This is a genomic window from Streptomyces sp. NPDC002640 (genome assembly GCF_053592575.1).
Window position 1 is genome coordinate 13,841 of record NZ_JBSFVZ010000008.1, and the last position, 25,324, is coordinate 39,164.

The 25,324-nt window shown below is 73.7% G+C and carries 23 protein-coding genes; 13 read left to right on the forward strand and 10 right to left on the reverse strand.

The annotated features are described in order from the left end of the window. Window positions 1-78: 78 nt before the first annotated feature. From ACWD3O_RS12750 to ACWD3O_RS12795, 10 genes are all read left to right on the forward strand, one after another. Window positions 79-1,074 carry an aldo/keto reductase gene (locus ACWD3O_RS12750; RefSeq protein ID WP_451415847.1) on the forward strand — a complete coding sequence of 332 codons (996 nt, stop codon included), beginning with the start codon at window positions 79-81 and terminating at the stop codon, window positions 1,072-1,074. After that, entirely contained in the window at window positions 1,074-2,738 is a 1,665-nt protein-coding gene (locus ACWD3O_RS12755; protein ID WP_451415848.1) for an ABC transporter substrate-binding protein, read from the forward strand. Before ACWD3O_RS12750 ends, ACWD3O_RS12755 begins: the two co-directional genes overlap by 1 nt. Continuing rightward, complete coding sequence (locus tag ACWD3O_RS12760; protein ID WP_451415849.1) at window positions 2,735-3,676, forward strand: ABC transporter permease; 942 nt, start codon at window positions 2,735-2,737, stop codon at window positions 3,674-3,676. Before ACWD3O_RS12755 ends, ACWD3O_RS12760 begins: the two co-directional genes overlap by 4 nt. A gap of 47 nt (window positions 3,677-3,723) precedes the next feature. Beyond that, a complete protein-coding gene (locus ACWD3O_RS12765; protein ID WP_451415850.1) occupies window positions 3,724-4,695 on the forward strand; it encodes an ABC transporter permease in 972 nt (323 codons plus the stop codon). Further along, entirely contained in the window at window positions 4,682-6,433 is a 1,752-nt protein-coding gene (locus tag ACWD3O_RS12770) for a dipeptide ABC transporter ATP-binding protein (protein WP_451415851.1), read from the forward strand. Before ACWD3O_RS12765 ends, ACWD3O_RS12770 begins: the two co-directional genes overlap by 14 nt. Continuing rightward, window positions 6,430-7,284: a metallophosphoesterase family protein gene (locus tag ACWD3O_RS12775; RefSeq protein WP_451415852.1), complete on the forward strand. Its 855-nt coding sequence runs from the start codon at window positions 6,430-6,432 to the stop codon at window positions 7,282-7,284. Before ACWD3O_RS12770 ends, ACWD3O_RS12775 begins: the two co-directional genes overlap by 4 nt. Next, complete coding sequence (locus ACWD3O_RS12780; protein ID WP_451415853.1) at window positions 7,281-7,976, forward strand: 4'-phosphopantetheinyl transferase family protein; 696 nt, start codon at window positions 7,281-7,283, stop codon at window positions 7,974-7,976. The genes ACWD3O_RS12775 and ACWD3O_RS12780 overlap by 4 nt, the downstream gene beginning before the upstream one ends. A gap of 116 nt (window positions 7,977-8,092) precedes the next feature. After that, entirely contained in the window at window positions 8,093-8,764 is a 672-nt protein-coding gene (locus tag ACWD3O_RS12785) for an allene oxide cyclase barrel-like domain-containing protein (RefSeq protein WP_451415854.1), read from the forward strand. Beyond that, window positions 8,757-10,052: a methylmalonyl-CoA mutase family protein gene (locus tag ACWD3O_RS12790; protein WP_451415855.1), complete on the forward strand. Its 1,296-nt coding sequence runs from the start codon at window positions 8,757-8,759 to the stop codon at window positions 10,050-10,052. The genes ACWD3O_RS12785 and ACWD3O_RS12790 overlap by 8 nt, the downstream gene beginning before the upstream one ends. A gap of 145 nt (window positions 10,053-10,197) precedes the next feature. Next, the gene (locus ACWD3O_RS12795) at window positions 10,198-10,605 is read left to right on the forward strand and encodes an FKBP-type peptidyl-prolyl cis-trans isomerase (RefSeq protein ID WP_451415856.1); all 408 of its coding nucleotides are present in this window, start codon (window positions 10,198-10,200) and stop codon (window positions 10,603-10,605) included. A 113-nt stretch (window positions 10,606-10,718) separates the two neighbouring features. Here ACWD3O_RS12795 and ACWD3O_RS12800 read toward each other — a convergent pair whose 3' ends face one another. Beyond that, window positions 10,719-11,069 carry a DoxX family protein gene (locus ACWD3O_RS12800; protein ID WP_451415857.1) on the reverse strand — a complete coding sequence of 117 codons (351 nt, stop codon included), beginning with the start codon at window positions 11,067-11,069 and terminating at the stop codon, window positions 10,719-10,721. 96 nt (window positions 11,070-11,165) lie between these two features. Between ACWD3O_RS12800 and ACWD3O_RS12805 the strand changes: the two genes are divergently transcribed. Next, window positions 11,166-11,561, forward strand: coding sequence for a winged helix-turn-helix transcriptional regulator (locus ACWD3O_RS12805; RefSeq protein WP_451411862.1), 396 nt, complete (start codon window positions 11,166-11,168; stop codon window positions 11,559-11,561). Between the two features lie 158 nt (window positions 11,562-11,719). On the opposite strand, the gene ACWD3O_RS12810 is transcribed toward ACWD3O_RS12805, so the two are convergent. Together ACWD3O_RS12810 and ACWD3O_RS12815 are read right to left on the reverse strand one after the other, a co-directional pair. Beyond that, window positions 11,720-13,384: an AbgT family transporter gene (locus ACWD3O_RS12810; protein ID WP_451415858.1), complete on the reverse strand. Its 1,665-nt coding sequence runs from the start codon at window positions 13,382-13,384 to the stop codon at window positions 11,720-11,722. After that, window positions 13,381-14,637, reverse strand: a complete 1,257-nt coding sequence (locus ACWD3O_RS12815; protein ID WP_451411882.1) for an amidohydrolase family protein — start codon at window positions 14,635-14,637, stop codon at window positions 13,381-13,383. The genes ACWD3O_RS12810 and ACWD3O_RS12815 overlap by 4 nt, the downstream gene beginning before the upstream one ends. A gap of 121 nt (window positions 14,638-14,758) precedes the next feature. On the opposite strand from ACWD3O_RS12815, the gene ACWD3O_RS12820 reads away from it, so the two are divergent. Continuing rightward, complete coding sequence (locus ACWD3O_RS12820) at window positions 14,759-15,787, forward strand: Lrp/AsnC family transcriptional regulator (protein ID WP_451415859.1); 1,029 nt, start codon at window positions 14,759-14,761, stop codon at window positions 15,785-15,787. Window positions 15,788-15,870: 83 nt separating this feature from the next. On the opposite strand, the gene ACWD3O_RS12825 is transcribed toward ACWD3O_RS12820, so the two are convergent. Continuing rightward, window positions 15,871-17,373, reverse strand: coding sequence for an MFS transporter (locus ACWD3O_RS12825; RefSeq protein WP_451411865.1), 1,503 nt, complete (start codon window positions 17,371-17,373; stop codon window positions 15,871-15,873). A 183-nt stretch (window positions 17,374-17,556) separates the two neighbouring features. Here ACWD3O_RS12825 and ACWD3O_RS12830 point away from each other — a divergent pair, with 183 nt between their 5' ends. Continuing rightward, window positions 17,557-18,171 carry an NAD(P)H-binding protein gene (locus ACWD3O_RS12830; RefSeq protein ID WP_451411883.1) on the forward strand — a complete coding sequence of 205 codons (615 nt, stop codon included), beginning with the start codon at window positions 17,557-17,559 and terminating at the stop codon, window positions 18,169-18,171. Here the strand turns inward: ACWD3O_RS12830 and aroB are convergent. From aroB to tkt, 6 genes are read right to left on the reverse strand one after another with little or no spacing between them, the layout of a single operon-like run. Further along, window positions 18,090-19,247: a 3-dehydroquinate synthase gene (gene aroB / locus ACWD3O_RS12835; RefSeq protein ID WP_451415860.1), complete on the reverse strand. Its 1,158-nt coding sequence runs from the start codon at window positions 19,245-19,247 to the stop codon at window positions 18,090-18,092. The two genes, ACWD3O_RS12830 and aroB, sit on opposite strands and share 82 nt — an antisense overlap. Then, on the reverse strand, window positions 19,244-19,771 hold the full coding sequence (locus ACWD3O_RS12840) for a shikimate kinase (protein ID WP_451411867.1): 528 nt from the start codon (window positions 19,769-19,771) through the stop codon (window positions 19,244-19,246). Before ACWD3O_RS12840 ends, aroB begins: the two co-directional genes overlap by 4 nt. Next, on the reverse strand, window positions 19,768-20,952 hold the full coding sequence (gene aroC, locus ACWD3O_RS12845; RefSeq protein WP_451411868.1) for a chorismate synthase: 1,185 nt from the start codon (window positions 20,950-20,952) through the stop codon (window positions 19,768-19,770). Before aroC ends, ACWD3O_RS12840 begins: the two co-directional genes overlap by 4 nt. Further along, window positions 20,949-21,893, reverse strand: a complete 945-nt coding sequence (locus ACWD3O_RS12850; RefSeq protein ID WP_451415861.1) for a shikimate dehydrogenase — start codon at window positions 21,891-21,893, stop codon at window positions 20,949-20,951. Before ACWD3O_RS12850 ends, aroC begins: the two co-directional genes overlap by 4 nt. Then, the gene (aroA, locus tag ACWD3O_RS12855) at window positions 21,893-23,176 is read right to left on the reverse strand and encodes a 3-phosphoshikimate 1-carboxyvinyltransferase (RefSeq protein ID WP_451415862.1); all 1,284 of its coding nucleotides are present in this window, start codon (window positions 23,174-23,176) and stop codon (window positions 21,893-21,895) included. The genes ACWD3O_RS12850 and aroA overlap by 1 nt, the downstream gene beginning before the upstream one ends. Further along, complete coding sequence (gene tkt / locus ACWD3O_RS12860; RefSeq protein WP_451411871.1) at window positions 23,173-25,296, reverse strand: transketolase; 2,124 nt, start codon at window positions 25,294-25,296, stop codon at window positions 23,173-23,175. Before tkt ends, aroA begins: the two co-directional genes overlap by 4 nt. Between the last annotated feature and the right edge of the window lie 28 nt (window positions 25,297-25,324).

Consider the following 25,324-nt stretch of genomic DNA (forward strand, 5'->3'; position numbering starts at 1 on the left):
CCCCGTCCCCCGCCCGGCTCCCCAGGGCCGGTCCCGTGTGGACCCGAGGCCCGCCCGACCCCTTTCCGGAGGCCCAGTGTGAATCCGATCCCCCGCACGACACTCGGTGCGCTCGCCGTCGGCGCCCAGGGCCTCGGCTGTCTCGGCATGAGCGAGTTCTACGGCCCCACCGACGAGGCGGAGGCGACGGCGACCGTGCGACTGGCCCTGGACCTCGGCGTCACCGTGTTCGACACGGCCGACGTCTACGGTCTGGGCGCCAACGAGGAACTGCTCGGTCGCGCCCTGGCCGGGGCCCGCCGGGACCGGGCCGTGATCGTCACCAAGGGCGGGGTGGTGCGCCCCGACGAACGGGTCGGCCGCGGCGTGCGGGGCGACGCCCCGTACCTGCGGGCCGCCTGCGAGGCGTCCCTCCGGCGCCTCGGCACCGACCGCATCGACCTGTACCTGCTGGCCCGGGTCGATCCGGCCGTCCCCGTCGAGGACTCCGTCGGCGCGCTGGCGGACCTGGTCACGGAGGGCAAGATCCGCCACATCGGCCTGTCCGAGGCGGGCGCCGGCACGATCCGGCGCGCCCACGCCGTGCACCCGCTCACCGCCGTCGAGATGGAGTGGTCGCTGTTCTCCCGCGAGGTCGAGGAGAGGGTCGTGCCGCTCTGCCGGACCGCGGGCATCGGCGTCCTCGCCTACGCGCCGCTCGCCAGGGGGCTGATGACCGGGCAGCTTCGCTCGCTCGACCAATTCGACGAGCGGGACTTCCGGCGGATCGCCCAGCCCCGGTTCGCCGACGGCAACCTCGCACGCAATCTCGTCCTCGTGGACGCGCTGGCCGACCTGGCCAGGGCCTTCGGCGTCACCCCGGCGCAGCTCGCCCTCGCCTGGCTGCACCACCGCGGCCCCGGCGTGGTGCCGATCCCCGGCACCCGGTACCGCGCCCACCTGACGGAGAACGCCGCCGCGTCCGCCCTCGCCCTCTCCCCCGAGGAACTGGCCGCCGTCGAGCGTGCCGTCCCCGCGGGCGCGGCCGTCGGCGAGCGGTACGTGCCCGCCAGCATGGCGATGGTGGGCCTGTGATGTCCCCCCGGCAGCACGACGGCGGGACAGCTCCCGGCTCCACCCGGCGCCCACGCCGCCTCCTCATGGCGCTCTCCGCCCTCCTCCTCACGGCCACGACGTCCGGCTGCGCCGGCGCCTTCGACACCCCGCGCTCCCGCGGCAACGTCCTGACCTACGGCATCGACCAGCAGCCCGACTGCCTCGACCCGCAGGTCAGCCCCCTCGACGTGACCGCGCTCATCGACCGCAACCTCTTCGACTCACTCGTCGAGATGACCCCTGACGGGCGCTTCCGCCCCTGGCTCGCCCAGCGGTGGAGCGTCTCCGCCGACAGCCGCACCTACACGTTCCACGTCCGCGGCGGCGTCACCTTCCACGACGGCACCCCGTTCACCGCGCATGCCGTCAAGGCCACCCTCGACCACGCCGTGGACCCGCGCACCAAGTCCCAGTACGCGGCGTCCCTGATCAGCTCCTACCGGTCCTCCCGGGTGGTGGACGCCTCGACGGTGGAGGTGCGGCTCAGCCGCCCCGACTCCGCGTTCCTCCAGGCGCTCAGCACCGCCTACCTGGGCATCCAGTCACCGACGTCGCTGCGGGAGAACGCCGGCAGCCTGTGTGCCGAGCCGGTGGGCAGCGGACCGTTCCGGCTGACCGGCTGGGCCCGCAACCGCAGTCTGGAGATGGAGCGCAATCCGGACTACCGGTGGGGGCCGCCCGGCGCGCGGAACACCGGACCCGCCCATCTGGACGGCCTGGTGATCCAGTTCATCACCGAGGGCACCGCCCGGTTCGGCGCGCTCGCGACCGGCCAGGTCGACGCCATCGGCAACGTGCCGCCCGCGAAGATCGGCGCGCTGAAGGCGTCGAGCCAGCTGCGGTACCTGCGCGCCGAGACGCCCGGCGTGCCCAACACCGTCTTCCTCAACACCCGTTCCGGTCCGCTCGCCGACGAGCGCGTACGCCGGGCGCTGCTGCGCAGCGTCGACCTCGACCAGCTCGTCGACACCCTGTACTTCGGCCGCCACTCGCGGGCCTGGGGCGCGCTCACGCCCACCACCCCGTACTACTCGCCGTCGGTGGAGGGCCGGGCGCCCTACGACCCGGACGAGGCCGCCCGGCTGCTCGACGAGGCCGGCTGGACCGGCCGGGACGACCGCGGCATCCGCGTGAAGGACGGCCGTCCGCTCACGCTCAGGTGGCCCTACATCCAGGAGGTGCACGGCAAGATGAGCGCCCTCGCCCAGGGCATGCAGGCCCAGGCCAAACAGGTGGGCATCGACCTGCGCTGGACGAGCGTGGACGCCGGGGCGTTCATCCAGATGACCGACTCCGGGCGCGGACTGGAGATGTTCAGCGCGAGCTTCGTCCGTGCCGAGCCGGACATCCTGCGGTACTGGTTCGGCTCGCGGATGACCATCGCCAACGGCGGCGGGAACGTCTTCCACCTCGACGACCCGGTGCTGGACCGCGCCCTGGCCGACGGCGCCGCGGCGTCCGATCCGAAGGCCCGGGCGGCGGCGTACGCGCGGGCGCAGGAGCGGCTGACCGACCGCGCGCTGGCCCTGCCCACCCATGTGCCGGCCTCGCTGGTCGGCACGTCCGACCGGGTGCACGGGCTGCGCTTCGAACCCAACGCCTATCCGCTCTTCCACGACGCGCGGCTGGAGGACCCACGATGAGGACCGTCTCTCCAGTCCGCTGGCTGGTGCGCCGCCTGCTGCTCGCGGTGCTGGTCGTGTTCGGCTCGGCGTCCGCCGCCTTCCTCGGCATGGAACTGACTCCGGGCGACCCCGTGCGCACGCTGCTCGGTACGACCCCGCAGACCGCAGAGGTCACCGAGCGGATACGCCACGACCTCGGCTTCGACCGCCCGCTGCCGGTGCGGTACGGGCTGTTCCTCGGCCGGCTGGTCACGGGCGACCTCGGGACCTCCTACCAACTGCAGGAGCCGGTCGGGTCCCTGGTCACCGGTCAGCTGTGGTCGACGGTCACGCTGGCCCTGGCCGGTTTCGCCCTCGCCCTGGCGGGCGCCCTCGTGCTGGCCGTCCTCACGGCGGGCGGCCGGAGGCTGCCACGCCGGATCGCCGGCTTCTTCGAGCTGCTCACCATCTCGGCACCCGGCTTCTGGATCGGGGTGCTGCTGCTGACCGTCTTCTCGTTCCGGCTGCGGCTCTTCCCGGCCGCCGGGGGCACCGGGCTGTCCGGACTCGTGCTGCCCGCCGTCACACTGGCGCTGAGCATGGTGGGCACGCTCTCCCAGGTGCTGCGGGAGGCGATGGAACGCTCCCTCGAGGAGCCGTTCGCGCTGAGCGCCAAGGCGCGCGGCACCGGACTCCTCGCCCTGCGGCTGCGCCACGCCCTGCGGCACGGCCTGATCCCGCTCGTCACCCTTTCCGGGTGGACGCTCGGCGCCCTGCTCAGCGGCGCCGTCGTCGTCGAGACGGTGTTCAGCCGCCCCGGCCTCGGCCGCGTCCTGGCCACCGCCATCACCAGCCGCGACCTGCCCGTGGTCACCGGGGTGGTGGTCGTGTCGGCCGCCGCGTTCGCGCTGATCACCGTGGCCGTCGACGCGCTCTACCGGGTCGTCGACCCCCGCCTGCGGGAGGTGCGTCCATGACGGACCGCCTCCCCGTCCCCACCGGATCACGCGGAGAAGGGCCTGCGATGACCGCTGCAGAGAGTGAGACCGCCGTGCGGGACACGGCGACCGGAGCGCGGGAGAGGATCGGCGCCCACGAGGCGGCCGGCGCACTGGGCGCCGCCCGGCGCGCCCCCTCCCGCGGTGGTCGGCGCCCCGTGGCCGGGCGGGACGTACCGCGCCTGGCCGGGGCCGGCACCGTGATCGCGTGGCTGGTGCTGGCCGTCGTGGCCGTCGCCGCCGTGTGGCCCGATCTCCTCGCGCCGTATCCGCCGGATCAGGTGGATCCGGTCCACGCCCTCCAGGGCCCCGGCGGCGCGCACCCGTTCGGCACCGACCAGCTCGGGCGGGACGTGTTCAGCCGCGTGGTGCACGGTGCCCGGCTCACGGTCACCCTCGGGCTCGGCTCGGTCGTCGTCGCGGTGGTCGCCGGCACGCTGCTGGGACTGCTCGCCGTGGCCGGTGGGCGGGTCCTCGACGAGGTGGTCATGCGCGTCACCGACGTGCTGATGGCCTTCCCCGGGCTGCTGCTCGCCCTGCTCGTGGTGGCGGTGCTCGGCCCCGGCACCACCAACGCGATGATCGCCATCGGCGCGGCCTCGGCCCCCGCCTTCGCCCGACTGGTCCGCGGTCAGGCCCTGGTGGTGCGCGAGTCGGGATACGTGCAGGCCGCGGTGGTGCTCGGCCTGCCCCGGTTCTCGGTCTTCCTCCGGCACGTCGTGCCCAACTCGCTGCCGCCCGTCCTGGTCTTCGCCACCGTGCACACCGGCTCCGCGATCATCGCCGGATCGTCGCTGAGCTTCCTGGGCCTCGGCCCGCAGGCTCCGGCCCCGGAATGGGGCGCGATGCTCTCCGAAGGGCGCGACTACGTCGACCTGTCCTGGGGACTGGGCGTGTTCCCCGGTCTCGCCGTCACCGCCACCGTCGTCGCGATCAACGTCGTCGGCACCCGGCTCCGGCACCGTTTCGAGGGAAGGACGGCCGATGGCAAGCACTGACGCGACCGCGGGGAGGCGGCTGCTCACGGTCGAGGACCTGCGGGTGTCCTTCCCGACCCGGCACGGCGGGACGGACGCGGTGCGCGGCGTGAGCCTCACCGTGGACGCCGGTGAGTGCCTGGCCGTGGTCGGCGAGTCCGGCTCCGGCAAGAGCGTCACCGCGCTGTCGTTGCTGGGCCTCGCCGGTCCGGGGGCACGTGTGCGGGCGGCGCGGATGAGCCTGCACGACCCGGACCTCGACCTGACGGAGGTCCACGGCCGCGGGTGGCGCGAGGTGCGCGGCCGCCGGATCGGACTGGTGCTGCAGGACGCCCTGACCTCGCTCGACCCGCTGCGCACGGTGGGCGCCGAGGTCGCCGAGGCGCTGCGCAACCACCGGGTGGTCCCCCGCTCGGCCCTCGCCGAACGCTCCCTGGCCCTTCTGGCGGAGGCCCGCGTGCCCGAACCCGCGCTGCGCGCCCGTCAGTACCCGCACCAGCTCTCCGGCGGGCTGCGCCAGCGGGCGCTCATCGCCACCGCCCTGGCCGCCGGCCCGCCCCTGCTGATCGCCGACGAGCCCACGACGGCCCTGGACGTCACGGTCCAGGCCCGCATCCTGGATCTGCTGGCGGCACGGAAGGAGGCCGGCACGGGCGTCCTGCTGATCAGCCACGACCTGTCGGTGGTCGCCCGGCTCGCCGACCGCATCGCGGTGATGCGGCACGGCGAGATCGTCGAGGAGGGACCGGCCGCACGACTGCTGCGGGCCCCCTCCCACCCCTGCACCCGGCGGCTGCTGGAGGCCGCCGCACGGCACTCCGGTGACACCACCGCGTCACGCCCCGGCAGACGGGGCCCCGTGGCGGACGCCGGTGACGCGGCCCACGTCGCGCGGCGGCCGGTGCTCGAGGTCAGCGGGGTCGGGAAGTCGTTCAGAACGCCGGACGGGCAGGTGCGGCCGGCCGTGCGGGACCTGTCGTTCACCCTGCACGCGGGTGAGACCCTCGGCATCGTCGGCGAGTCAGGATCCGGCAAGACCACCGGCGCCCAGCTCGTCCTCGGGCTGCTGCGGCCGGACACCGGCGGCGTGCGGCTGCTCGGGCAGCCGTGGTCGCACCGCCCGGAACGGGAACGCCGCCCCCTGCGGCCCCGCATCCAGCTCGTCCAGCAGGATCCGCTCGGTTCGTTCGACCCCCGCTACACCGTCGAACGGATCGTCGGCGAGGCCCTGCCGCCCTCGGGCGGCGCGCCCGGCCGGGGGTCGGCGGGCGAACGGCGCGCGCGACTCGTCGAGCTGCTCTCGCTGGTCGGGCTCGACGAGGAGATGCTGGACCGGCGGCCCCGTCAGATGTCCGGCGGCCAGCGTCAGCGCGTCGCCATCGCCCGCGCCCTCGCGCCCGGTCCCGAGGTGATCGTGTGCGACGAGCCGGTCTCCGCGCTCGACGTGTCCGTCCAGGCGCAGATCCTGGACCTGTTCGCGGACGTGCGGCGACGCCTCGGCGTGGCCCTGCTGTTCATCTCGCACGACCTGGGCGTGGTGCACCACATCAGCGACCGGGTACTGGTGATGCGGGACGGGGAGGTCGTCGAGTCCGGAGCCGTCGAGGACGTGTTCCGGCGGCCCGAGCACCCCTACACCCGGGAGCTGCTCGCCGCGCTGCCCCGTAGCTCGCCGACCCCCGCGGAGCCGGTCGAGGCGGCCGGGGCGCCGGCCGGTCCCACCGCGCCGGCCGGGGGCGGGCCGGGGGGCACGCCGTGAGCACCCGTCGGGGCGAACTGCTCGCCGTCAGCGACCTGCACGTGGCACACGCCGAGAACCGCCGCGTGGTGGACCGGCTCCGCCCGCGCTCGGAGGACGACTGGCTCATCGTCGCGGGCGATGTCGGCGAGCTGTTCGCGGACGTCGAGCGGACGCTGCGGCGACTCGCCGGCACGTTCTCCCGGGTGATCTGGGCGCCTGGCAACCACGAGCTGTGGACCCACCCCGAGGACCCGGTCCAGTTGCGGGGCGAACACCGCTACCGGCGGCTGGTGGAGGTGTGCCGGTCCCTCGGCGTGGTCACGCCCGAGGACCCGTTCCCGGTGTGGGAGGGGACGGGTGGTCCGCTCACCGTGGCCCCGCTGTTCCTGCTGTACGACTACTCGTTCCGCCGCGGCCGCGCGGCGGGCACGGCCACCAGGGAGGAGGCGCTGGCAGCCGCCCGGGAGGCCGGCGTCGTCTGCAACGACGAGTACTTCCTGCACCCGGACCCGTACCCGACGCGGGACGACTGGTGCCGCGAGCGGCTCGCGTACACCGAGCGCCGCCTCGCACGGCGCGATCCGCTGCTGCGGACCGTGCTGGTCAGCCACTTCCCCCTGACCGAACGGCCGCTCCTGCCGCTGCGGCACCAGGAGTTCGCCCTGTGGTGCGGCACCGAGCGGACCGCGGACTGGCATCGCCGGTACCGCGCGGCCGCCGTGGTCCACGGACACCTGCACATCCCCCGCGTCCTGGAGGAGGACGGAGTGCTGTTCACGGAGGTCTCGATCGGATACCCGCGCGAGTGGCGGCGGCGCGGGCTGCCCGCCGACCCGCTGCGTCGCGTCCTGCCCGTGGGGGACCGGTGATCGAGGCGCTGCTGCCGCCCGGAGCGGTCGCCGCGGAGGCGTTCGACGACGCCGTGGACGGCCGCCTGCCCCCCGAGGAGGCGCGGGTCGTCGTGGGCGCGGTGGCCGGGCGCCACCGCGAGTTCACCACCGGGAGGATGTGCGCCCGCCGGGCCATGGCGCGCGCCGGTCTGCCTCCGGTGGCGGTGCCGACCGGTCGCGCCGGAGAACCCCGCTGGCCGGACGGGGTGATCGGGAGCATCACCCACTGTGCCGGCTACCGCGCCGCCGCGGTGGCCCGCTCCCGCGACGTGGCCGTCCTCGGCATCGACGCCGAGCCCGACCTTCCGCTGTCCCGGGGCACCCTCGAGGCCATCACGCTGCCCGACGAGCTCCGCCGGCTGCGACTGCTGGAGCGGGCGGCCCCGGGCCGGGCCCACTGGGGGCGGCTGCTGTTCAGCGCCAAGGAGAGCGCCTACAAGGCCTGGTTCCCCCTCGGCCGCCGGCTGCTCGACTTCACCGACGCCGAGGCGGACATCCGGCCCGACGGTTCCTTCGAGGTGACACTGCGCGTCCCGGGCCCGCGGGTGAACGGCGAGCGGCTCACCGGCTTCGGCGGGCGCTGGGCGGCGTACGGCGGCCTGCTGCTCACGGCGGTCGGCACGGTCGTGACCGCGCCCCGGCAGGTGCTCGCGGGCTCGCCCACGCATTAGGACGGCTTTAGGCGGCCTGCCTACGTTGGTCACGGACGGCGGCGGACCCGACGAGGCCGCCACCCTGCCCCTTTCCCCGCCGCGCCCGCGCGCGGCGCCTTCCGAACGGGAGCTCCATGAACACCACGTTCGCCCTGCCCGGCCACTCCTCCGCCCTCGCCGCCCTCGCGGCCTCGTTCGTCGACCTCGCCCGGAGCGCGGCGTCGGCCGAACCGGCCGCGGGCGGGCAGGACTTCGTCCTGTGGGAGGACCTCACCGAGCACGTCGACCTGGACTACCGCTTCGCCAACCCCCCGGTCCACGGCCCCGGTGACTGGGACACCTACGACAGCACGTTCGTGACCGCGGACGGGGAGCACGTCGGCAGCCTGAAGGGCACCGGCCGGATCCTGTACGAACGTTCCGCCGACGCGCACCTGATGATGTACTACCGCGAGGAGATCACCTTCCCCGACGGGACGGCGCAGACCGCCGGCTGGGTCGACGGGACGGCGATCCTGGGCGGCGCCTGGCAGCGGTTCCCGATCGTGGGCACGGGCGGGCGGTACGAGGGAATGATCGGCCTGCGGTCCTTCCAGCCGTCCCGGGAGGCCCCGCACAGCCGGTACCACTCCCATCTGGTGCTGCGCGAGGTCGGCGGGGGCTTCCGGCCGTCCACCGCCGAGGAACTGGACAGCGTGCTGTCGCTGCTGGGCGCGTTCGTCGGTCCCGCGGTCAACCCGCCCACGGCGAGCGGACGCCTCGAACCGCCGGTCGGCTCCGGGCGCGCCGTCCCGCAAGGTGCCTGAGCGGGAGTCGGGAGCGGCCGTCGGCCCGGCGACCGCTCCCCGCCCGTGGACGTCGCGGCGGTACACCGGTCACGGGACGGCGGTGGAGTCCAACGCCCGCTACCGGCGGCTGACCGCGAGCGGCACGACGGACCTCTCGGTGGCCTTCGACCTGCCCACCCGGACGGGTCACGACTCCGACGCGTCGTTCGCGCGCGGCGAGGTCGGCAAGGCCGGTGTCGCCGTCGACTCCGTCGACGACATGCGGGTGCTGTTCGCCGGGATCCCGCTGGACCGGGTCCGCCCGTCGCTGGACGTCGACGCCCCCGCCGCGGTCCTGCTGCTGCTGTACCAACTGGTCGCCGAGGAGCGGGTGATCCACCCCGGCCGGTTGACCGGCACGGTCCGCAACGACGTGCTGGAGGAGCACGCCGTGCGCGGCACGTGCGCCTTCCCGCCCGGGCCGTCCCTGCGGCTGGTCACGGACACCATCGCGTACTGCAGGGACGAGATCCCGCGGTGGAACGCCCTCGCGGTCTGCGGCCACCGCATGGCCGCGGCCGGAGCCTCGCCCTCGCAGGAGATCGCCTTCACCCTCGCCGACGGCATCGCGTACGTCCGCGCGGCGGTGGCGGCCGGCCTGGACGTGGACGACGTGGTGACCCGTGTGTCGTTCCGGCTCGCCGCGCGCGCCACGGCCGCGGAGGAGGCCGCCGAGTACCGCGCGGTCCGCCGCCTCTGGGGCCGGGCGATGCGCGAGGAGTTCGGCGTGCGGGGTCCCGGGCCGGCCGTGCTGCGGGTGCCGGCCCACGGGACGGACGTGACCGCGGCCGTCGGCCGGTGCGCCGGGCCGCACCTCGTCGCGAGGACGGCCGACGAGGTCGAGTGGGTGGCGCGGGAGCTCATGGGAGAGGTCGAGGAGCTGGGCGGTGCGGTCGCCGCCCTGGAGCTCGGCTTCCAACAGGGCGAGATCGCACGCGGCGCCTGCCGCGGCGCCCGGGAGACCGGAACCGAGCCGGGTGGAAGGGCCGTCACCGGTGTCGATCCCGCCTACGGGGCCCGGCAGGCGGAACGCCTCGCCAAGCTCCGCGCCTGGCGCTTCCAGGAGGACGTCGACGCCGCCCTGGTCGCCCTGCGCGAAACGGCCGCGGGCACCGGCAACGTCCTCCACCCCCTGCGGCACGCCCTCCGCGCCCGCGCGACGGTCGGCGAGGTCTGCGGCGCCCTCCGTGACGTCTGGGGCACCTACACGTACGCCCCACCTGGTGGGTCACCGGCGGACGCACGGATGACGCGGCAGAAGTCCTGACGGCATGGGACCGGACCTTCACGTCCGCCTTCGTCCGAGCACCGCCCAAGGAGCGTCTCCTTATGCGCAGTCGTCGGCGCGACGCGGCCGGCCCGGTAACGTGACCGACGTGCGACGACTTCCGACCGATGGTGATGGGGCTGCGATGAGTGAACCGACGAAGCCCGAGGTCGCCGTGCCGGAGGGCGACGCTCCTGCCGAACTGACCGTCCGGGACCTGGTCGTCGGGGACGGAGCGGAGGTCAAGCCGGGCATGGTGGTGCGGGTCCACTACGTCGGGGTGACCTTCGAGACCGGGAGGCAGTTCGACGCCTCCTGGGACCGCGGTCAGCCGTACAAGTTCACCCTGGGCGGTGGCAAGGTCATCAAGGGCTGGGACCGGGGGGTGAGGGGGATGAAGGTCGGCGGTCGGCGCGAGATCGTCGTGCCCCCGCGCCTCGGCTACGGCAAGCAGTCGCCTTCGCCGTTGATCCCGGCCGGCTCGACCCTGGTCTTCGTCGTGGACGTGCTGGACGTGTACTCCAGCACGCACGGGTGGAGCAACGCGCGGTAGTCCGGCTGTGGGTCTTGAGCCTCATGGTTGTCCTCGCCCGGGCGAACCGGCCCGCCACCTTGCCCATCAGGCCCTCGCGTACCGATTGCCACCGTCGGACCGGCGGTCCGCCCTCAGAGGGTGGCGGCACGCAGCACGATCAGGGCGGCGGAGGCCATGGTGAGGACCACGGCCGGAGACGCGCCCTTGCGGTCGCCGACGCGCAGGTGGAAGACGACCGCCCCGGCGAAGTAGAGCGTCAGGCCGATCGCGGCGGCGATTCCGACGGGTCCCCACCGGAGTCCGGCGACCACACCGGCCGCGCCCGCGATCTGAGCGCCGATCAGGAAGGCCATCATGCTCTGCGGCACTCCGAGGGTGGACATCTGCTCGGTGATGTGACGCGTCCGCAGCGACTTGGCCCCGGCGGACACCAGGAGAAGCGCCGACATGAACACGGTGACGACGGCAAGGGTGACGAACATGGCTGAAACCTCAATCGTGCGAGATGCGGGCAAGGAGGCGTGCGCACCTCGACGACGATAGGCGGCCGTCAGGTACCTCCAGGTAACCTTCGGGGCATGAGCCTGCGACCCGGCATCGCCTTCCTCGCCGACTGTCCCGCTCTCCTGGCCATGGAGATCATCGCCAGCAAGTGGTCCATGGTCACGCTCTTCGCGCTGACCGACGGCCCGTTGCGCCACGGCGAGCTGGTCGAGCTGAGCGGTGGCATTTCGCGCAAGGTGCTGACCCAGACGTTGCGCCGGCTTCAGGCCAACGGGCTCGTCGAGCGGCACGCGTACGCCGAGGCGCCGCCGCGCGTGGAGTACTCCCTGACCGATCTCGGGCGAACCCTGGAGGAGCCCATCAGGATGCTCACCGCATGGGCGCGGGAGAACGGCGAGGCGGTCGTCACCTTCCGGGAAGCAGCCGAGGCGGCCAGGACCGTCGAGGCGGATCGGGCGACCCCGGTGTGAGGACCCCTCAGGGTGACGAGAGCCCGAGCCGTTTCTGACCAGCGGAAGTCGGTCCGAGCCCTCCCGGTCTCCTCAGGGTGTCTGACCTGCGAGGACCGCAGGTCAGACACCCTTCCGTCCACAACCCGGCGACGCCGCGCCCGTGACGGAGGGCGACCTCACTCCGCCGTGGTGATCGGTGCTCCGGGACCCAGCGGCAGATCGAAGCCGTAGAAGACCGCCAGGACGGCCAGCCAGGCCAGCAGGAAGGGCACCACGAACACGGCCAGCCGGGACAGGACGGTCCCCAGCTTCGCGTCCGGCTCGTAGCGCCGCAGGATCGTCAGCATCAGGAAGACGTACGGATTGAGCGGCGTGATCATCTGGGTGGCCGAGTCGCCGATGCGGAAGGCGGCCTGCGTCACCGCCGGTTCCATGCCGAGCAGGAGGAAGGCCGGCACGAACACCGGGGCCACCAGCGACCACAGGGCCGACCCGGAGGTGACGAACAGGTTCAGCACGCAGACCAGCAGCACGAACACCACCAGCCCCCAGAAGCCGGTCAGCCCGGCCGACTCCAACAGGGAGGCGCCCTCGACCGCGAGCAGCGTGCCCACGTTCGACCAGGTGAAGACTCCGATGACCTGGGCGATCACCAGGATGAGCACGATGTAGGCCGACATCCCGGTGATCGACTCGGCCATCATGCGCGGGACGTCGTCCGCCCGGCGCACGGCGCCCACGACGCGCCCGTACACCACTCCGGCCAGCAGGAAGGCGACGAACAGCAGGGGTACCACGCCGTCCAGCACGGGCGACGGCACCAGCGCGCCGCCCTCACCGCGCAGCGGCGAGCCGGGCAGCAGCCAGAAGCCGACCACCAGGGCCGCGTACGCCAGCACGACGGCGCCGGCCCACCGCAGGCCGCGTCGCTCGGTGGCGGTGACCTCGAGCGTGGCGTGGTAGCCACCGTCCGCCGCCGTTTCCGTGCCCTGCGACGCCTCCGTCCCGTTCCCGCCCTCCGGCGTCGTGCTCTCCAGCGGCGCGGGCGTGCGCGGCTCCAGGACCCGGGAGATCAGGAAGCCGCCGATCAGGGCCAGCACCACGCTCGCGGAGGCCGTGAAGAAGTAGTTCACGAGGATGTGCGTCGGCGCGTCCTCGCCGCCCGGCAGCACCTGCGCGGCCTTCTCGGTGATGCCCACGTACAGGGCGTCCAGGGCGCCGACCGTGAATCCCGCCGCGTAGCCCGCGCAGACGCAGGCGAAGCCGCCGATCAGGCCGGCGATGGGATTGCGTCCGCAGCCCTTGAAGACCAGCGCCGCGAGCGGCGGGATGATGAGGATGGCGACGTCGCTCATCATGTGGCCCTGGGCCGCCACGAAGGCGACCAGGTACGGGACCAGGGCGCGGGGCGCCCTGCCGATCGAGATCCGGACCGTGGACTCCAGCAGGCCGGTCTGCTCCGCCACCCCGACCGCGGCCATCATCAGCAGGACGGTGCCCAGGGACGGGAAGCCGGTGAAGTTGGGGATGAAGTTCTCCAGCAGCCACCGGACCCCCTCACCGGTGAACAGGCCCCTGACCTGCAGGGTGTCGGAGGTTCCGGGCACGGTGACGGTGGCACCCGCCCAGTGCAGGAGGGTGGAGACGACGCCGAGCAGGAGGAAGAGGAAGACGAAGAGCAGCACCGGGTGCGGGAGTTTGTTGCCCGCCCGCTCGATGCCGCCGAGGACGCGGTCGAGCAGCGTTGCGGCCGTGCCGTCGCCCGCGCCGTCGGCCCTCCGCCGTTCCTTCGTGTCCTTCGTGTCCTCCGTGCCCTTCGTGAGCAGGTCTCTGCCGGTCATCGGCCGCCTCCCGACGCGGTGAGGGTGAGGGTGTCCTTGCGCACGGCGCCGCGCTGGGCGACGAGCACCACGTGCCCGGGGTCGGCGAGGACGCCGATGTCGGCGAGCGGATCGCCGTCGCACAGGACGAGGTCGGCGTGCAGGCCCGCCCTCAGTGTGCCGATCTCGGCCTCCAGGCCCAGCAGTTCCGCCGCGGTGCGGGTGCCGGCGACGATCGCGTCCATCGGTGTCATGCCGAGCGACACCAGGTGGGACAGTTCCCGCAGGTTGCGTCCGTGCGGGACCATCGCCGCGTCGGTGCCCATCGCGATGCGCACGCCCTCCCCGATCGCCGCGGAGATGTTCTCGCGGGTGATCTCGGACCAGCGGAGCTTCTTCTCGTAGTGGAACGGCTCCATCGTCGACTTGTCGATTCCGTCGAACACCGTGGACAGCGTGGGGACCAGGAAGACGCCGTGCGTGCCGGCGAGGTCGCGGGCCTCGGCGGTCATGCCGTAGCCGTGTTCCACGCTGGTCGCCCCGCCGCGGATCGCGTTGAGGATGCCGGCGGTGCCCTGCGCGTGTGCGGCGACGGGACGGCCGCCGTGCCGGTCGGCCTCCTCGACGACGGCCCGGATCTCCTCGACGGTGAGACCCTCGTCGTCGGGCTGGTCGTACGGGCTGGACATGCCTCCGGTCGCGCACAGCTTGATCACGTCGGCGCCCGCCCGCAGCAGGCGGCGTACCGCCACCCGCACCTCCTGCGGCGAGTCCGCGAGTTCGCCCACGCCGGAGCTGGGGTCGAAGCCGCAGTCGGTGTGGAAGTCGGCGTGGCCGCCGGTGTGGCTGAGGATCCGGACGGCGGTGTGCAGGCGCGGCCCGGCGGTGAGCCCGCGGGCCACCGCGTCGCGGAACCCCGCCGCGAGCCCGCCGAGGTCGCGGGCGGTCGTCACGCCGGCGTCGAGCGTGGCGCGCATCCGGGCCGCCGTGTCGAACACCGCCACGGTCGGGTCGTCCGCGTAGCGGCGGACCATCTGCCGCGCGGACTCCACCCCGAGGTGGACGTGGGCGTCGACGAAGCCCGGGAGCAGTGTGCGCCCGGCCGCGTCGATCACCCTGGCCCGGGCCGGGCCCTCGGGCGCTCCGGCGGCCGGCCCCGCGTAGACGATCAGGCCGTCGTCGTCGACGTCGAGCACGGCGTTCTCGACGGGCGCGGCGCCGGTGCCGTCGATCAGTCGCGCTCCGGTGATGCGGAGGGAGGAGGCCGTGGGCAACGGTGCGGGAGAGAGGCAAGGTGCGGTCATAGCCGGACACCTTCAAGATCCCGGGTTACGAACCGGTAAAATCGCCGGAATCGTTCAGGCCGCATGCGTCTGCGCAGGATTCGGAGCGCCCATGGGAACGCAGCAAACGGTCCGCCCCGACGACCTCGACCTCGCCATCGTGCACGCGCTGCAGATCCGCCCGAGGGTGCCCTGGACGAGGCTGGGCGAGGTCCTGGACGTCGACCCGGTCACGGCCGCCCGCCGTTGGGCCCGCCTGGTGGACGCCGGAGTCGCCTGGGTCGACGGCTACCTCTCCCCCGGTCACGACGACGGCGTCTACGCCCATCTGGAGATCGACATGGGCGGCACTCCGCGCGAGGACACGCTGCGGCTGCTCGCCCACGACCGGCGCATCCTCAGCCTCAAGCAGACCACCGGCGGGCGTGACCTGCTCGCCATCGTCGGCGCGAGCGATCTGCACGCCCTCTCGCAGCTCGCGGGGGAACGCATCGCCCGTCTGCCCGGGATCCGGGCCACCCGCGTCCACGTCATCACCGCGGCGCCGTTCGAAGGCGCCGAGTGGCGGCTCGACGTGCTGGACCGCGCCCAGCGCGACGCCCTGGCGGTCCCGCCCGAGGAGTCCCCGGACGCTCCCCTGACCCCGCTGGACCGACGCATCGCGCTCGCCCTGGGCGCCGACGGCCGGATGCCGCTGGAGGCCCTCGCCCGCGCGGCGGACACCAGTGTCTCCACCGCACGCCGCAGGCTCCGGGTCCTCACCGGCAACCGGCGCCTGTCGTTGCGCTGCGCCCTCGCCCGGCCGCTCACCGGCTACCCCGTGTCGGTCGTCTTCTTCGTCTCCGTCCCCGCCCGCCACCTCGACGACACGGTCGCCGCGCTCCGCACCCTGCCCGAGCTGCGCATGTGCAGCATCACCTCGGGCCCGGCGAACCTGATCCTCGACCTCTGGGTGCGCGCGCTGTCGGACGTGCACATGCTGGAGGGGCACCTGGAGAACCGCCTGTCCCGTCAGGAACTGCGCGTCGTGGAACGTGCCGTCGTCCTGCGCACGGTCAAGCACGTCGGCCGCGTCCTGGACCACCAGGGCCGGAGCGCCGCCGTGGCTCCGCTCAACTACTGGGACTCGCAGGCCGATTGACGTCACGGAACGGCGCCCGCACCGAGGCGGACGCCGTTCGGGGACGACTCACCGGGAAGCGTCCCGGCGCATCACGTCTCGTCTCAGGACACCACCCGCACCTCCTCGCCCGAGAGCTCTCCGGCCGTCGCATCCCGGTCCTCGCGCGGCAGCCACCGCACCGCGAGGAGACCGAGCGCGAAGGTGAGCGCGGCGGCGACGCCGATCGCCGCGTGCAGCCCCGTCACGAACGCGTCCTTCGCCTGCTCCGCATCCCCGGCCGACAGGCCCGGGGACCCGAGCGTCGTGTCCAACGTGCCCGAGACACCCGGGCCAAGGAGCCGGAAGAGGTACGCGGCGAGCGAACCGAGCAGGGAGATGCCCAGGGCGTTGCCCAGCTCGTTGCTCATCTCCGCGATAGCTCCGGCCGAACCGGCGCGCTCCGGGGGCACCGCCGCCACCGCGGTCTCCGCGACCAGGCTGAAGGAGAGTCCGTAGCCGACACCGGCGATGACGGTCGAGGCGATGTAGAACGCCGCACCCCCGCCGGAACCGGTGAAGAGCAGCAGCGCGAGCCCCACGGCCATGAAGAAGTGCGAGGCGATCAGCGCGGCCCGCTTGCCGATCCGCTCCACCACACCGGCCGTGCCGACGCAGGCGGCGGTGAGCACCGCCGCCCCCGGCAGCGCGAAGAACGCCGCGGCCAGCACACTGAACCCGAGCACCGACTGCAGGTACACGCCGCTGAGGTAGCCGGCCGCGGCCCACGCCACCAGGGACAGGAGCCCCGTCAGCACGGCGACCGTGAAGACCCGGTCGCGGAAGAGCTTCAGGTCGAGCAGCGGCTCCTCGAGTGTGAGCTGCCGACGCACGAACCAGACCAGGATGGCGACGCCCGCCACGCCGACGGCCAACTGCCCGGCCGAGAAGCCTTCCGCGGCGGCGGCCTTGACCGAGTAGACGGCGAGCAGGATGCCGATGGCCGACTGCGCCACGCTCAGCGCGTCCACCCGGCCCGGCCGGGCCTCGCGGACGTCCTTGAGGAACTTGGGGGCGAACGCCAGGAAGACCGCCACGATCGGCAGGTTGATCAGGAACACCGAGCCCCACCAGAAGCCGTCGAGGAGCAGCCCGCCGACGACGGGTCCGACCGCGAAGCCCGCCGCGAAGGTGGCCGCGAAGATGCCGATGGCGCGGGCACGCTGCCTGGCGTCGGGGAAGAGGTTGCTGACGATCGCCAGTCCCGAGGGCAGCAGCGTCGCACCGCCGAGCCCCATCAGCGCCCGGGAGGCGATGAGGATCTCGGGTGTGCCGGCCACGGCGGCGCCGGCCGATCCGATGCCGAACAGGGTGGCGCCGCCGAGCAGGAACTTCAGCCGGCCGTGCCGGTCACCGAGGTTGCCGAAGGCGATCAGGAGCGAGGCCACCACGAAGCCGTAGATGTCGACGATCCACAGCGCCTGACCGGCGGTCGGGGAGATGGCCTCCGTGATGCTCGGCATCGCGAGGTAGAGCACCGAGTTGTCCATGGCCACGAGGGCCACCAGGCTCAGGACGAGGGTGAAGCCGAGCCAGGCCCGGCGTGGTGTCGCGCTACGCGCAGTCATGTGCTTCCTCCACGGGAAAACATAGGAATGATTATTTTCTTCTGAAGTGAGTATGCACTCCAGGACACGGCGTGGCCAGACGATCCGCCACGCGGGGACCATGGACACGCGGGAACCAGGGACGGACAGGGAGCGGCACATGGCAGCGGAGACCTTGCGGATCGCACTGACGGGCGCGACGGCCTGGCCGTCGAGGCGGACCTGGACGGGCCCGGATCGCTGACGCGGGCCCTGACCGGGGCGGACGCGCTCCTGGTGGTGACGTTCGACCCGTTACGGGACGCCCATGACGCACACCTCCTCGCCGCCGCCCGCCGGTCCGGGGTCCGGCACGTCGTGAAGCTCTCGGCCCTCGCGGTGACCGACCCGCGCGCACAGGACGCGATCACGCGCTGGCAGCGCGGTTGCGAGGAGCGTGTACGGGCGTCCGGGACGTCCTGGACGTTGCTGCGCCCCCGCGCGTTCATGTCCAACTGCCTGGGCTGGACGGGAACCGTGCGCGACAGCGGCCTCGTGCGCACGCTGCACGGCGGTTCCCTGAACTCCTGCGTCGACCCGTGGGACGTCGCCGCCGCGGCGGCCCGGGCCCTCACCTCCGCGCGGTGCGCGGGTCGGAGCGAGGACCGGCAGGCCCGCGGGGGCAAGAGCGCCGTGCACGGTGGCGTGCGGGAAGCGATCGGCCGGGACCCCGGTACGTTTCGGGCCTGGGCGCGGCGTCATGCCTCCTCCTTCGGCCCGGCGGCGGCCGAGGGGGCGGCGGGCTCTTCGGCCGGTGCGGCGGCGACGCCCTCGACGTAGGCGGCGTGGAGCAGGTCCGGGTCGGGGCCCTCGAGGACGGACGGCTTGCCGAGTCCGTCGAGGACGACGAGGCGCAGGAGGTCGCCACGGGTCTTCTTGTCGACCCTCATGGCGTCCAGGAGCCGGGGCCACTGGTCACCGCGGTAGGTCACCGGCAGGCCCACGGACTCCAGGACCGCGCGGTGGCGGGCGGCCGTGGCGTCGTCCAACCGTCCTGCCAGCCGGCCCAGTTCGGCCGCGAACACCATGCCGACGCCCACCGCCGCGCCGTGGCGCCACGTGTACCGCTCGTTCCGCTCGATGGCGTGGCCCAGGGTGTGCCCGTAGTTGAGGATCTCGCGGCGGCCCGACTCGCGGAGGTCGTCCGAGACGGCGGCGGCCTTGACCCGGACGGCGCGCTCGATCAGTTCCGCGGTGTGCGGTCCGGACGGCGTGCGGGCCGCCTGCGGGTCGGCCTCGATCAAATCCAGGATCGCGGGGTCCGCGATGAATCCGGCCTTGATCACTTCGGCGAGTCCGGAGGTGTAGTCGTCGACCGGCAGCGAGTCCAGCACCGCCAGGTCGCACAGCACCCCGGCCGGCGGGTGGAAGGCGCCGACCAGGTTCTTGCCCTCGGCGGTGTTGATCCCCGTCTTGCCTCCCACCGCGGCGTCCACCATGGCGAGCACGGTGGTCGGAACGGCGATCCAGCGGACACCGCGCAGCCAGGTCGCCGCCACGAAGCCCGCCAGGTCCGTGGTCGCCCCGCCGCCGAGCCCGACGATCACGTCGCTGCGGGTGAACCGGGACTGCCCCAGTACCTGCCAGCAGTACGCGGCCACCTCGGCCCTCTTGGCCCCCTCGGCGTCCGGGACCTGGACGGTGGTCACCTCGAAGCCCTGCGCGGTGAGGTCGGCGCTCAGCTCCCGACCGGCTGCGGCCATCGCCGCGGGACGGACGACGGCCACCCGCCGCGCCGGTCCGACCAGGGGGAAGAGCCGGTCCCGCAGCCGACGCCCGATCACCACCTCGTAGGGGTCCGTCCCGTCGCTCCCGCCGACGCCGACGCCGACCGCGGGCGCCTCCGTGGCCCTCATGACGGAGTCCTGACGGACACGCCCGTCAGAGCGGACTGCACGGCGTCGGCGACCTGCCCGGGGGTGCGGCCGTGGGTGGCCACCACGGCCCGCGCCACGGACAGGTACAGGGGGCGCCTGCGGGACATCAGCGTCAGCCACTGGTACCACGGGTCCTCCCGCAGCAGCGGCCGGGAGTCGTTCCCCCGTAGCCGCTCCTGCACGTCGTGGAGCGTGGCGTCGAGGAAGACGACCGGATGTCCGCGCAGCGCGGCGCGCGTGTCCGGGCGGACGACGGCACCGCCTCCCAGGGCGAGCGCTCCGGAGTGCTCGCGCAGCGCCGCGACGACCGCCTCGTGCTCCAGGGAGCGGAAGTGCGTCTCGCCCTGCTCGGCGAAGATCTGGGGGACGGAGCGGCCCGTGATCCGGACGATGTCCTCGTCGGTGTCCCGGACCGTCGTCCCGGTGCGTTCCGCGAGGATCCTCGCGACCGAGGTCTTGCCCGCGCCGGGCGGGCCGACCAGCACGGCGAGAGGGGAGCTCATGCGATCTCCAGGTGCTCGAGGAAGCCGGTGACGTTGCGGCGGGTCTCGGTGGTGCTGTCGCCGCCGAACTTCTCCGCCACCGCGTCGGCCAGGACGAGCGCCACCATCGCCTCCGCCACGATGCCGGCGGCCGGCACCGCGCAGACGTCCGAGCGCTGATGGTGGGCGGCGGCCGCCTCACCGGTGGTGACGTCCACGGTGGCCAGGGCGCGCGGCACGGTCGCGATCGGCTTCATCGCGGCCCGCAGACGGAGGGGCTCTCCGGTGCTCAGGCCGCCCTCGGTACCGCCGGAGCGGCCCGAGGAGCGCCGGATGCCGTCAGCCGTGGGCACGATCTCGTCGTGCGCCCGCGAGCCCGGCACTCGCGCCAGACCGAAGCCGTCGCCCAGTTCCACGCCCTTGATCGCCTGGATGCTCATCAGGGCGGCCGCGAGCCGGGCGTCGAGGCGGCGGTCCCAGTGCACGTGCGAGCCGAGACCGACCGGCACGCCGTGGGCGACGACCTCGACGACACCGCCCAGGGTGTCGCCGTCCTTGTGGGCCTGGTCGACCTCGGCGACCATCGCCTCGGAGGCGTCCGCGTCCAGGCAACGCACCGGGTCGGCGTCGAGGCGCGCCACGTCGCCGGGCCCGGGCACCACTCCGCACGGTGCCTTCGCGGCGCCCAGTTCCACGACGTGACTGACGATCTCGATGCCCACCGTCTCCCTCAGGTACGAGCGGGCCACCGCGCCGAGTGCCACGCGCGCCGCCGTCTCGCGTGCGCTGGCCCGCTCGAGCACGGGTCGCGCCTCGGGGAAGCCGTACTTCTGCATGCCGGCGAGGTCCGCGTGGCCCGGGCGCGGGCGCGTCAGCGGGGCGTTGCGGGCCGTGCTCGCCAGGAGGGCGGGGTCGACCGGGTCGGCCGCCATCACCCGCTCCCACTTCGGCCACTCGGTGTTCTTCACCATGACCACGACCGGGGAGCCCAGGGTGTACCCGTGGCGTACCCCGCCGAGGAAGGTCACCTCGTCCCGCTCGAACGTCATGCGCGCGCCGCGTCCGTGGCCCAGCCGCCGCCGTGCCAGCTCGTCCGCCACCGTCTGCGTGGTGATCGGCACGCCGGCGGGCAGGCCCTCCAACGTGGCGACGAGCGCGGGTCCGTGGGACTCCCCCGCTGTGAGCCAGCGCAACCTGCTCATCTCTTCCCTGCTTTCCTCGGGTCCTGGTCACCGTGGACGCCCTGAGGGCCGTGACCGGTGGGTGGTCGACCGCCGTGAGCGGCGGGTCGTGTGTTCGCGGCCGCGGCGAGGGCACGTTCGGCGGCACCGCGCATCGCGTCCAGTGGTGCCACGGGGCATCCCGTGAACAGCTCCACCTGGCGCGCGGCCTGGTGCGTCAGCAGGCCGAGACCTCCTGCGGCCACGCCGCCGGCCCTGCGCCAGGCCCCGGCCAGCCCGGTCGGCCACGGGTCGTACAGCACGTCCAGGAGGACTCCCGGGGTGGACGGTACGGCCGGGGCCAGAGCGTCGGTGGCGCCGTAGGGGGTGGTGGAGACGACCAGGGGGGCTGTCAGTCCTCGCGCCGCCCTCGTCCAGGGAGCGGTGCGCACCTCCAGTCCCAGGCGCTCCCCGCACTCGCGCATCTCGGCCGCGCGGGCCGCACCGCGCACGTACGCCGTCACCTGGTCCGCGCCGAGCGTCCGCAGCGCCGCGAGCGCCGAGGAAGCGGTGGCTCCCGCGCCGAGCAGGGTGGCGGATTCCACCCTCCGAACGCCCAGCTCTCCCAGGGCCGCGACCATGCCGTGGACGTCGGTGTTGTCCCCGGTGCGCCGTCCGTCCGGGTGGAACAGGACGGTGTTCACGGCCCGCACGGTGGCGGCGAGGCGGCTCACCTCGTCGAGCAGCGGGATCACGGCACGCTTCAGCGGCATCGTGACCGACAGGCCGGCCCACTCGGGCCCGAGGCCGTCGAGGAACGTCCCGAGCCCGTCCGGCGCGACCTCGAAGCGCCCGTACGTCCAGCCGGTGAGGCCGAGCGCCGCATGGGCCGCGCGGTGCAGGTCCGGGGAGAGGGAGTGCCCGATGGGCGAGCCGAGCACCGCCGCCCTGCGCCGTGCGCGCGTTGTCGTCGTCGGCTCCATCAGGAGCGCTCCGGGACGGTGTGGTCGGGGAAGAGCCGCGCCAACTCCTCGTGGAACCCGGGGAAGGTCTTCGTCACGCAGTACGGGTCGTCGAGGGTCAGCGGGACGCGCGCGGCCAATCCGAGGACGGAGAAGGCCATGGCGATCCGGTGGTCCCGGTGGCAGGCGATGCGGGCGGGGCGCGGGGTGCCGGGGTGGACGGTGACCGAGTCCTCCGTCTCGTCCACCCGGATGCCGCAGGCGCGCAGGTTCTGCGCCATCGCGGCGATGCGGTCCGACTCCTTGAACCGCGCGTGCCGCACGCCCCTGATGGTCACCGGCCCGTCGGCGAGCGGAGCGATGGCGGCGAGGGTCATGAAGGTGTCGGAGATGTCACCCATGTCGAGGTCCAGACCACCGCGCAGCCCGCCGGTGCCGGTCACGGAGACGACGCGGTCCGTGATCTCCACCTGGGCGCCCATCTCGCCGAGCGCTTCCACGAAGCCCAGGTCCCCCTGGAGGCTTCGTTCGCAGAGTCCGGGCACCGTCACCCGGTGCCCGGTCGCCGCGGCCGCGGCGAAGACGTACGAGGCGGTGGAGGCGTCGGGTTCGACGACGAGGGCGGTGGCACGGTAGCCGCCCGGCCGCACCTCGATCACGCCGTCGCCGAGTTCCTCGACGTCCGCGCCGAAGCGCAGCATCAGGGCCAGCGTCATGTCGAGGTAGGGACGGCTGACCGCCTCGCGCAGGTCGGCCCGGACCGGGCGCCGCATCAGCGGGGCGGCCATCAGCAGACCGCTGAGGAACTGGCTGCTCATGGAGGAGTCGACCCGCAGCTCGCCGCCTTCCAGACCACCGGCGTGGACGGTCAGCGGGAGGCGTCCCGGTGCGGGGGTCTCCAGGTGGGCGCCGAGCGCGGTCAGGGTCTCCATCAGGGGACCCAGGGGGCGGGCCCGCAGTTGCTCGGAGCCGTCGAAGGTGAAGGTGCCCTCACCCGTCGCGCTGTACGGGGGCAGGAACCGGGCGGCGGTGCCGGCGTCCGCGCACCACACCTGTGCGGTGCCGACGGGGCCGCGGCCGGTGCCGGTCACGTTCCAGCACTGGTCGTCGTCGCTGCTCTCGATCCGCGCCCCGAGACCGGCGACGGCCGTCCTGAAGGCGAGGGTGTCGTGGCTGACCAGCGGGGCCCAGAGCCTGCTGGTGCCGTCCGCCGCGGCGGCCAGCAGCAGAGCCCTGGTGGTGATGCTCTTGGAGCCGGGGATGCGGGCGGTCAGCGGGCGGAGCGCGGGGGGTCGCGTGGTCATCGGCGTGCCGCCCTCTCCACGGCGCTCTCCGCCTCGGCGGCGATCGCCTCGGGGGTGAAGCCGAACTCGCGGAAGAGCAGCGCGCCGTCGGCCGAGGCACCGAACCGTTCCAGGGAGACGACGCGTCCCGCGTCGCCCGCCAAACGGTCCCAGCCCAGGCCGACGCCGGCCTCGACCGTCACCCGCGCGCGCACGCCGGGGGGAAGGACCTGCTCGCGGTAGGCGCGGTCCTGTTCCATGAACCACTCCAGGCAGGGCATCGACACGACGCGGGTCGGGATGCCGCGCTCCTGCAGCAACTCCCGCGCGGCGACCGCCAGGGAGACCTCGGACCCGGTGGCCACGAGGAGGGCTCGCGGCGCTCCGCCCTCGGCCTCGCGGAAGACGTAACCGCCGCGCGCGGCCCGCGCGTCGGGCGCGTGGACGGGGAGTTTCTGCCGTGAGAGCACGATGCCGTGCGGGGCCGGGGCGGTGCGGCGCCTGCGCAGGATCTCCGCCCAGGCCGTCGCGGTCTCGTTGGCGTCGGCGGGGCGCACGACGTTGAGGCCGGGGATGGCGCGCAGGGAGGCGAGCTGTTCGACCGGCTGGTGGGTGGGGCCGTCCTCGCCGAGTCCGATCGAGTCGTGGGTCCACACGTAGGTGACCGGCAGCCGCATCAGCGCGGCGAGCCGCACGGCGGGGCGCATGTAGTCGGAGAAGACGAGGAAGGTGCCGCCGTAGATGTGGGTCGAGCCGTGCAGCGCCACGCCGTTCATCACGGCGCCCATGGCGTGCTCCCTGATCCCGAAGTGCACCGTGCGGCCGTACGGGTCCGCCTGCGGCAGGGGGTTGCCGGCCGGCAGGAAGGAGGAGGTGCTGTCGATCGTGGTGTTGTTGGATCCCGCGAGATCGGCCGAGCCGCCCCACAGCTCCGGGAGCAGCGGTCCCAGTGCCGCCAGTACGGCGCCGGACGCCGCGCGGGTGGCCACGGCCGTGCCGGGTTCGAAGGAGGGGAGCTTGTTCTCCCACCCGGTGGGCAGCTCGGCCCGGGTGATCCGCCCGTACTCCGCGGCCCGGTCGGCGTGGGTCTCCCGCCAGTGGGCGAAGCGGGCGTTCCAGGCGGCGTGCTGGGCCCGGCCGCGGTCGAGGGCCGCGCGGGTGTGGGTGAGCACCTCCTCGGGCACGTGGAACGAGCGGCTCGGGTCCAGGCCGAGCACCTCCTTGGTGGCGGCGACCTCCTCGGTGCCGAGCGCGGCGCCGTGGGCGGCGGCGGTGCCGCGGGCCCGGGGGGCGGGCCAGGCGATGACGGAGCGCGCGGCGATCAGGGAGGGCCTGTCCCGTTCCCGCTGTGCCGCGAGGAAGGCCTCGTGCAGGGCTCGGGGGTCCAGGTCGCCGTCGGGTTTAGGCTCGACGCGCTGGACGTGCCAGCCGTAGGAGGCGTACCGCTGCTCGACGTCCTCGGAGAACGCGGTGCTGGTGTCCCCCTCGATGGAGATGTGGTTGTCGTCCCAGAGCACGACGAGGTTGCCCAGCTTCTGGTGCCCGGCCAGGGAGGACGCCTCGGCGCAGACGCCTTCCTGCAGGTCGCCGTCGCCCGCGACGACCCAGACCGTGTGGTCGAAGACGGACGAGCCGTCCGGTGCCTCGGGGTCGTACAGGCCGCGTTCGTAGCGTGCGGCCATGGCCATGCCCACCGCGTTGGCGACGCCCTGTCCCAGCGGCCCCGTGGTGGTCTCCACTCCGGGCGTGTGACCGTACTCCGGGTGCCCGGGGGTGCGGCTGCCCCACCGGCGGAACTCTCGCAGGTCGTCCAGGGTCAGCGGGTAGCCCGCCAGCATCAGCTGGATGTACAGGAGCACGCCGGCATGGCCCGCCGAGAGGACGAAGCGGTCCCGTCCCGCCCAGGTGGGGTCGGCGGGGTCGTGGCGCATGACCTTCTGGAAGAGGACGTACGCGGCCGGCGCGAGGCTCATCGCGGTCCCGGGATGCCCGTGCCCGGCGTGCTGCACCGCGTCCATGGCCAGGGCGCGGGCGGTGTCGACGGCCCGCTGGTCGAGCGAGCTCCACGGTGCGGACGGGCCGAGGGGTTCCCCGGCACCACGGGTCGGCTGCTCCGGTGCGGTCTGCGGTGGTGATTGCATGGGTCTCGTCCCTACAGGGTTCGGCGGT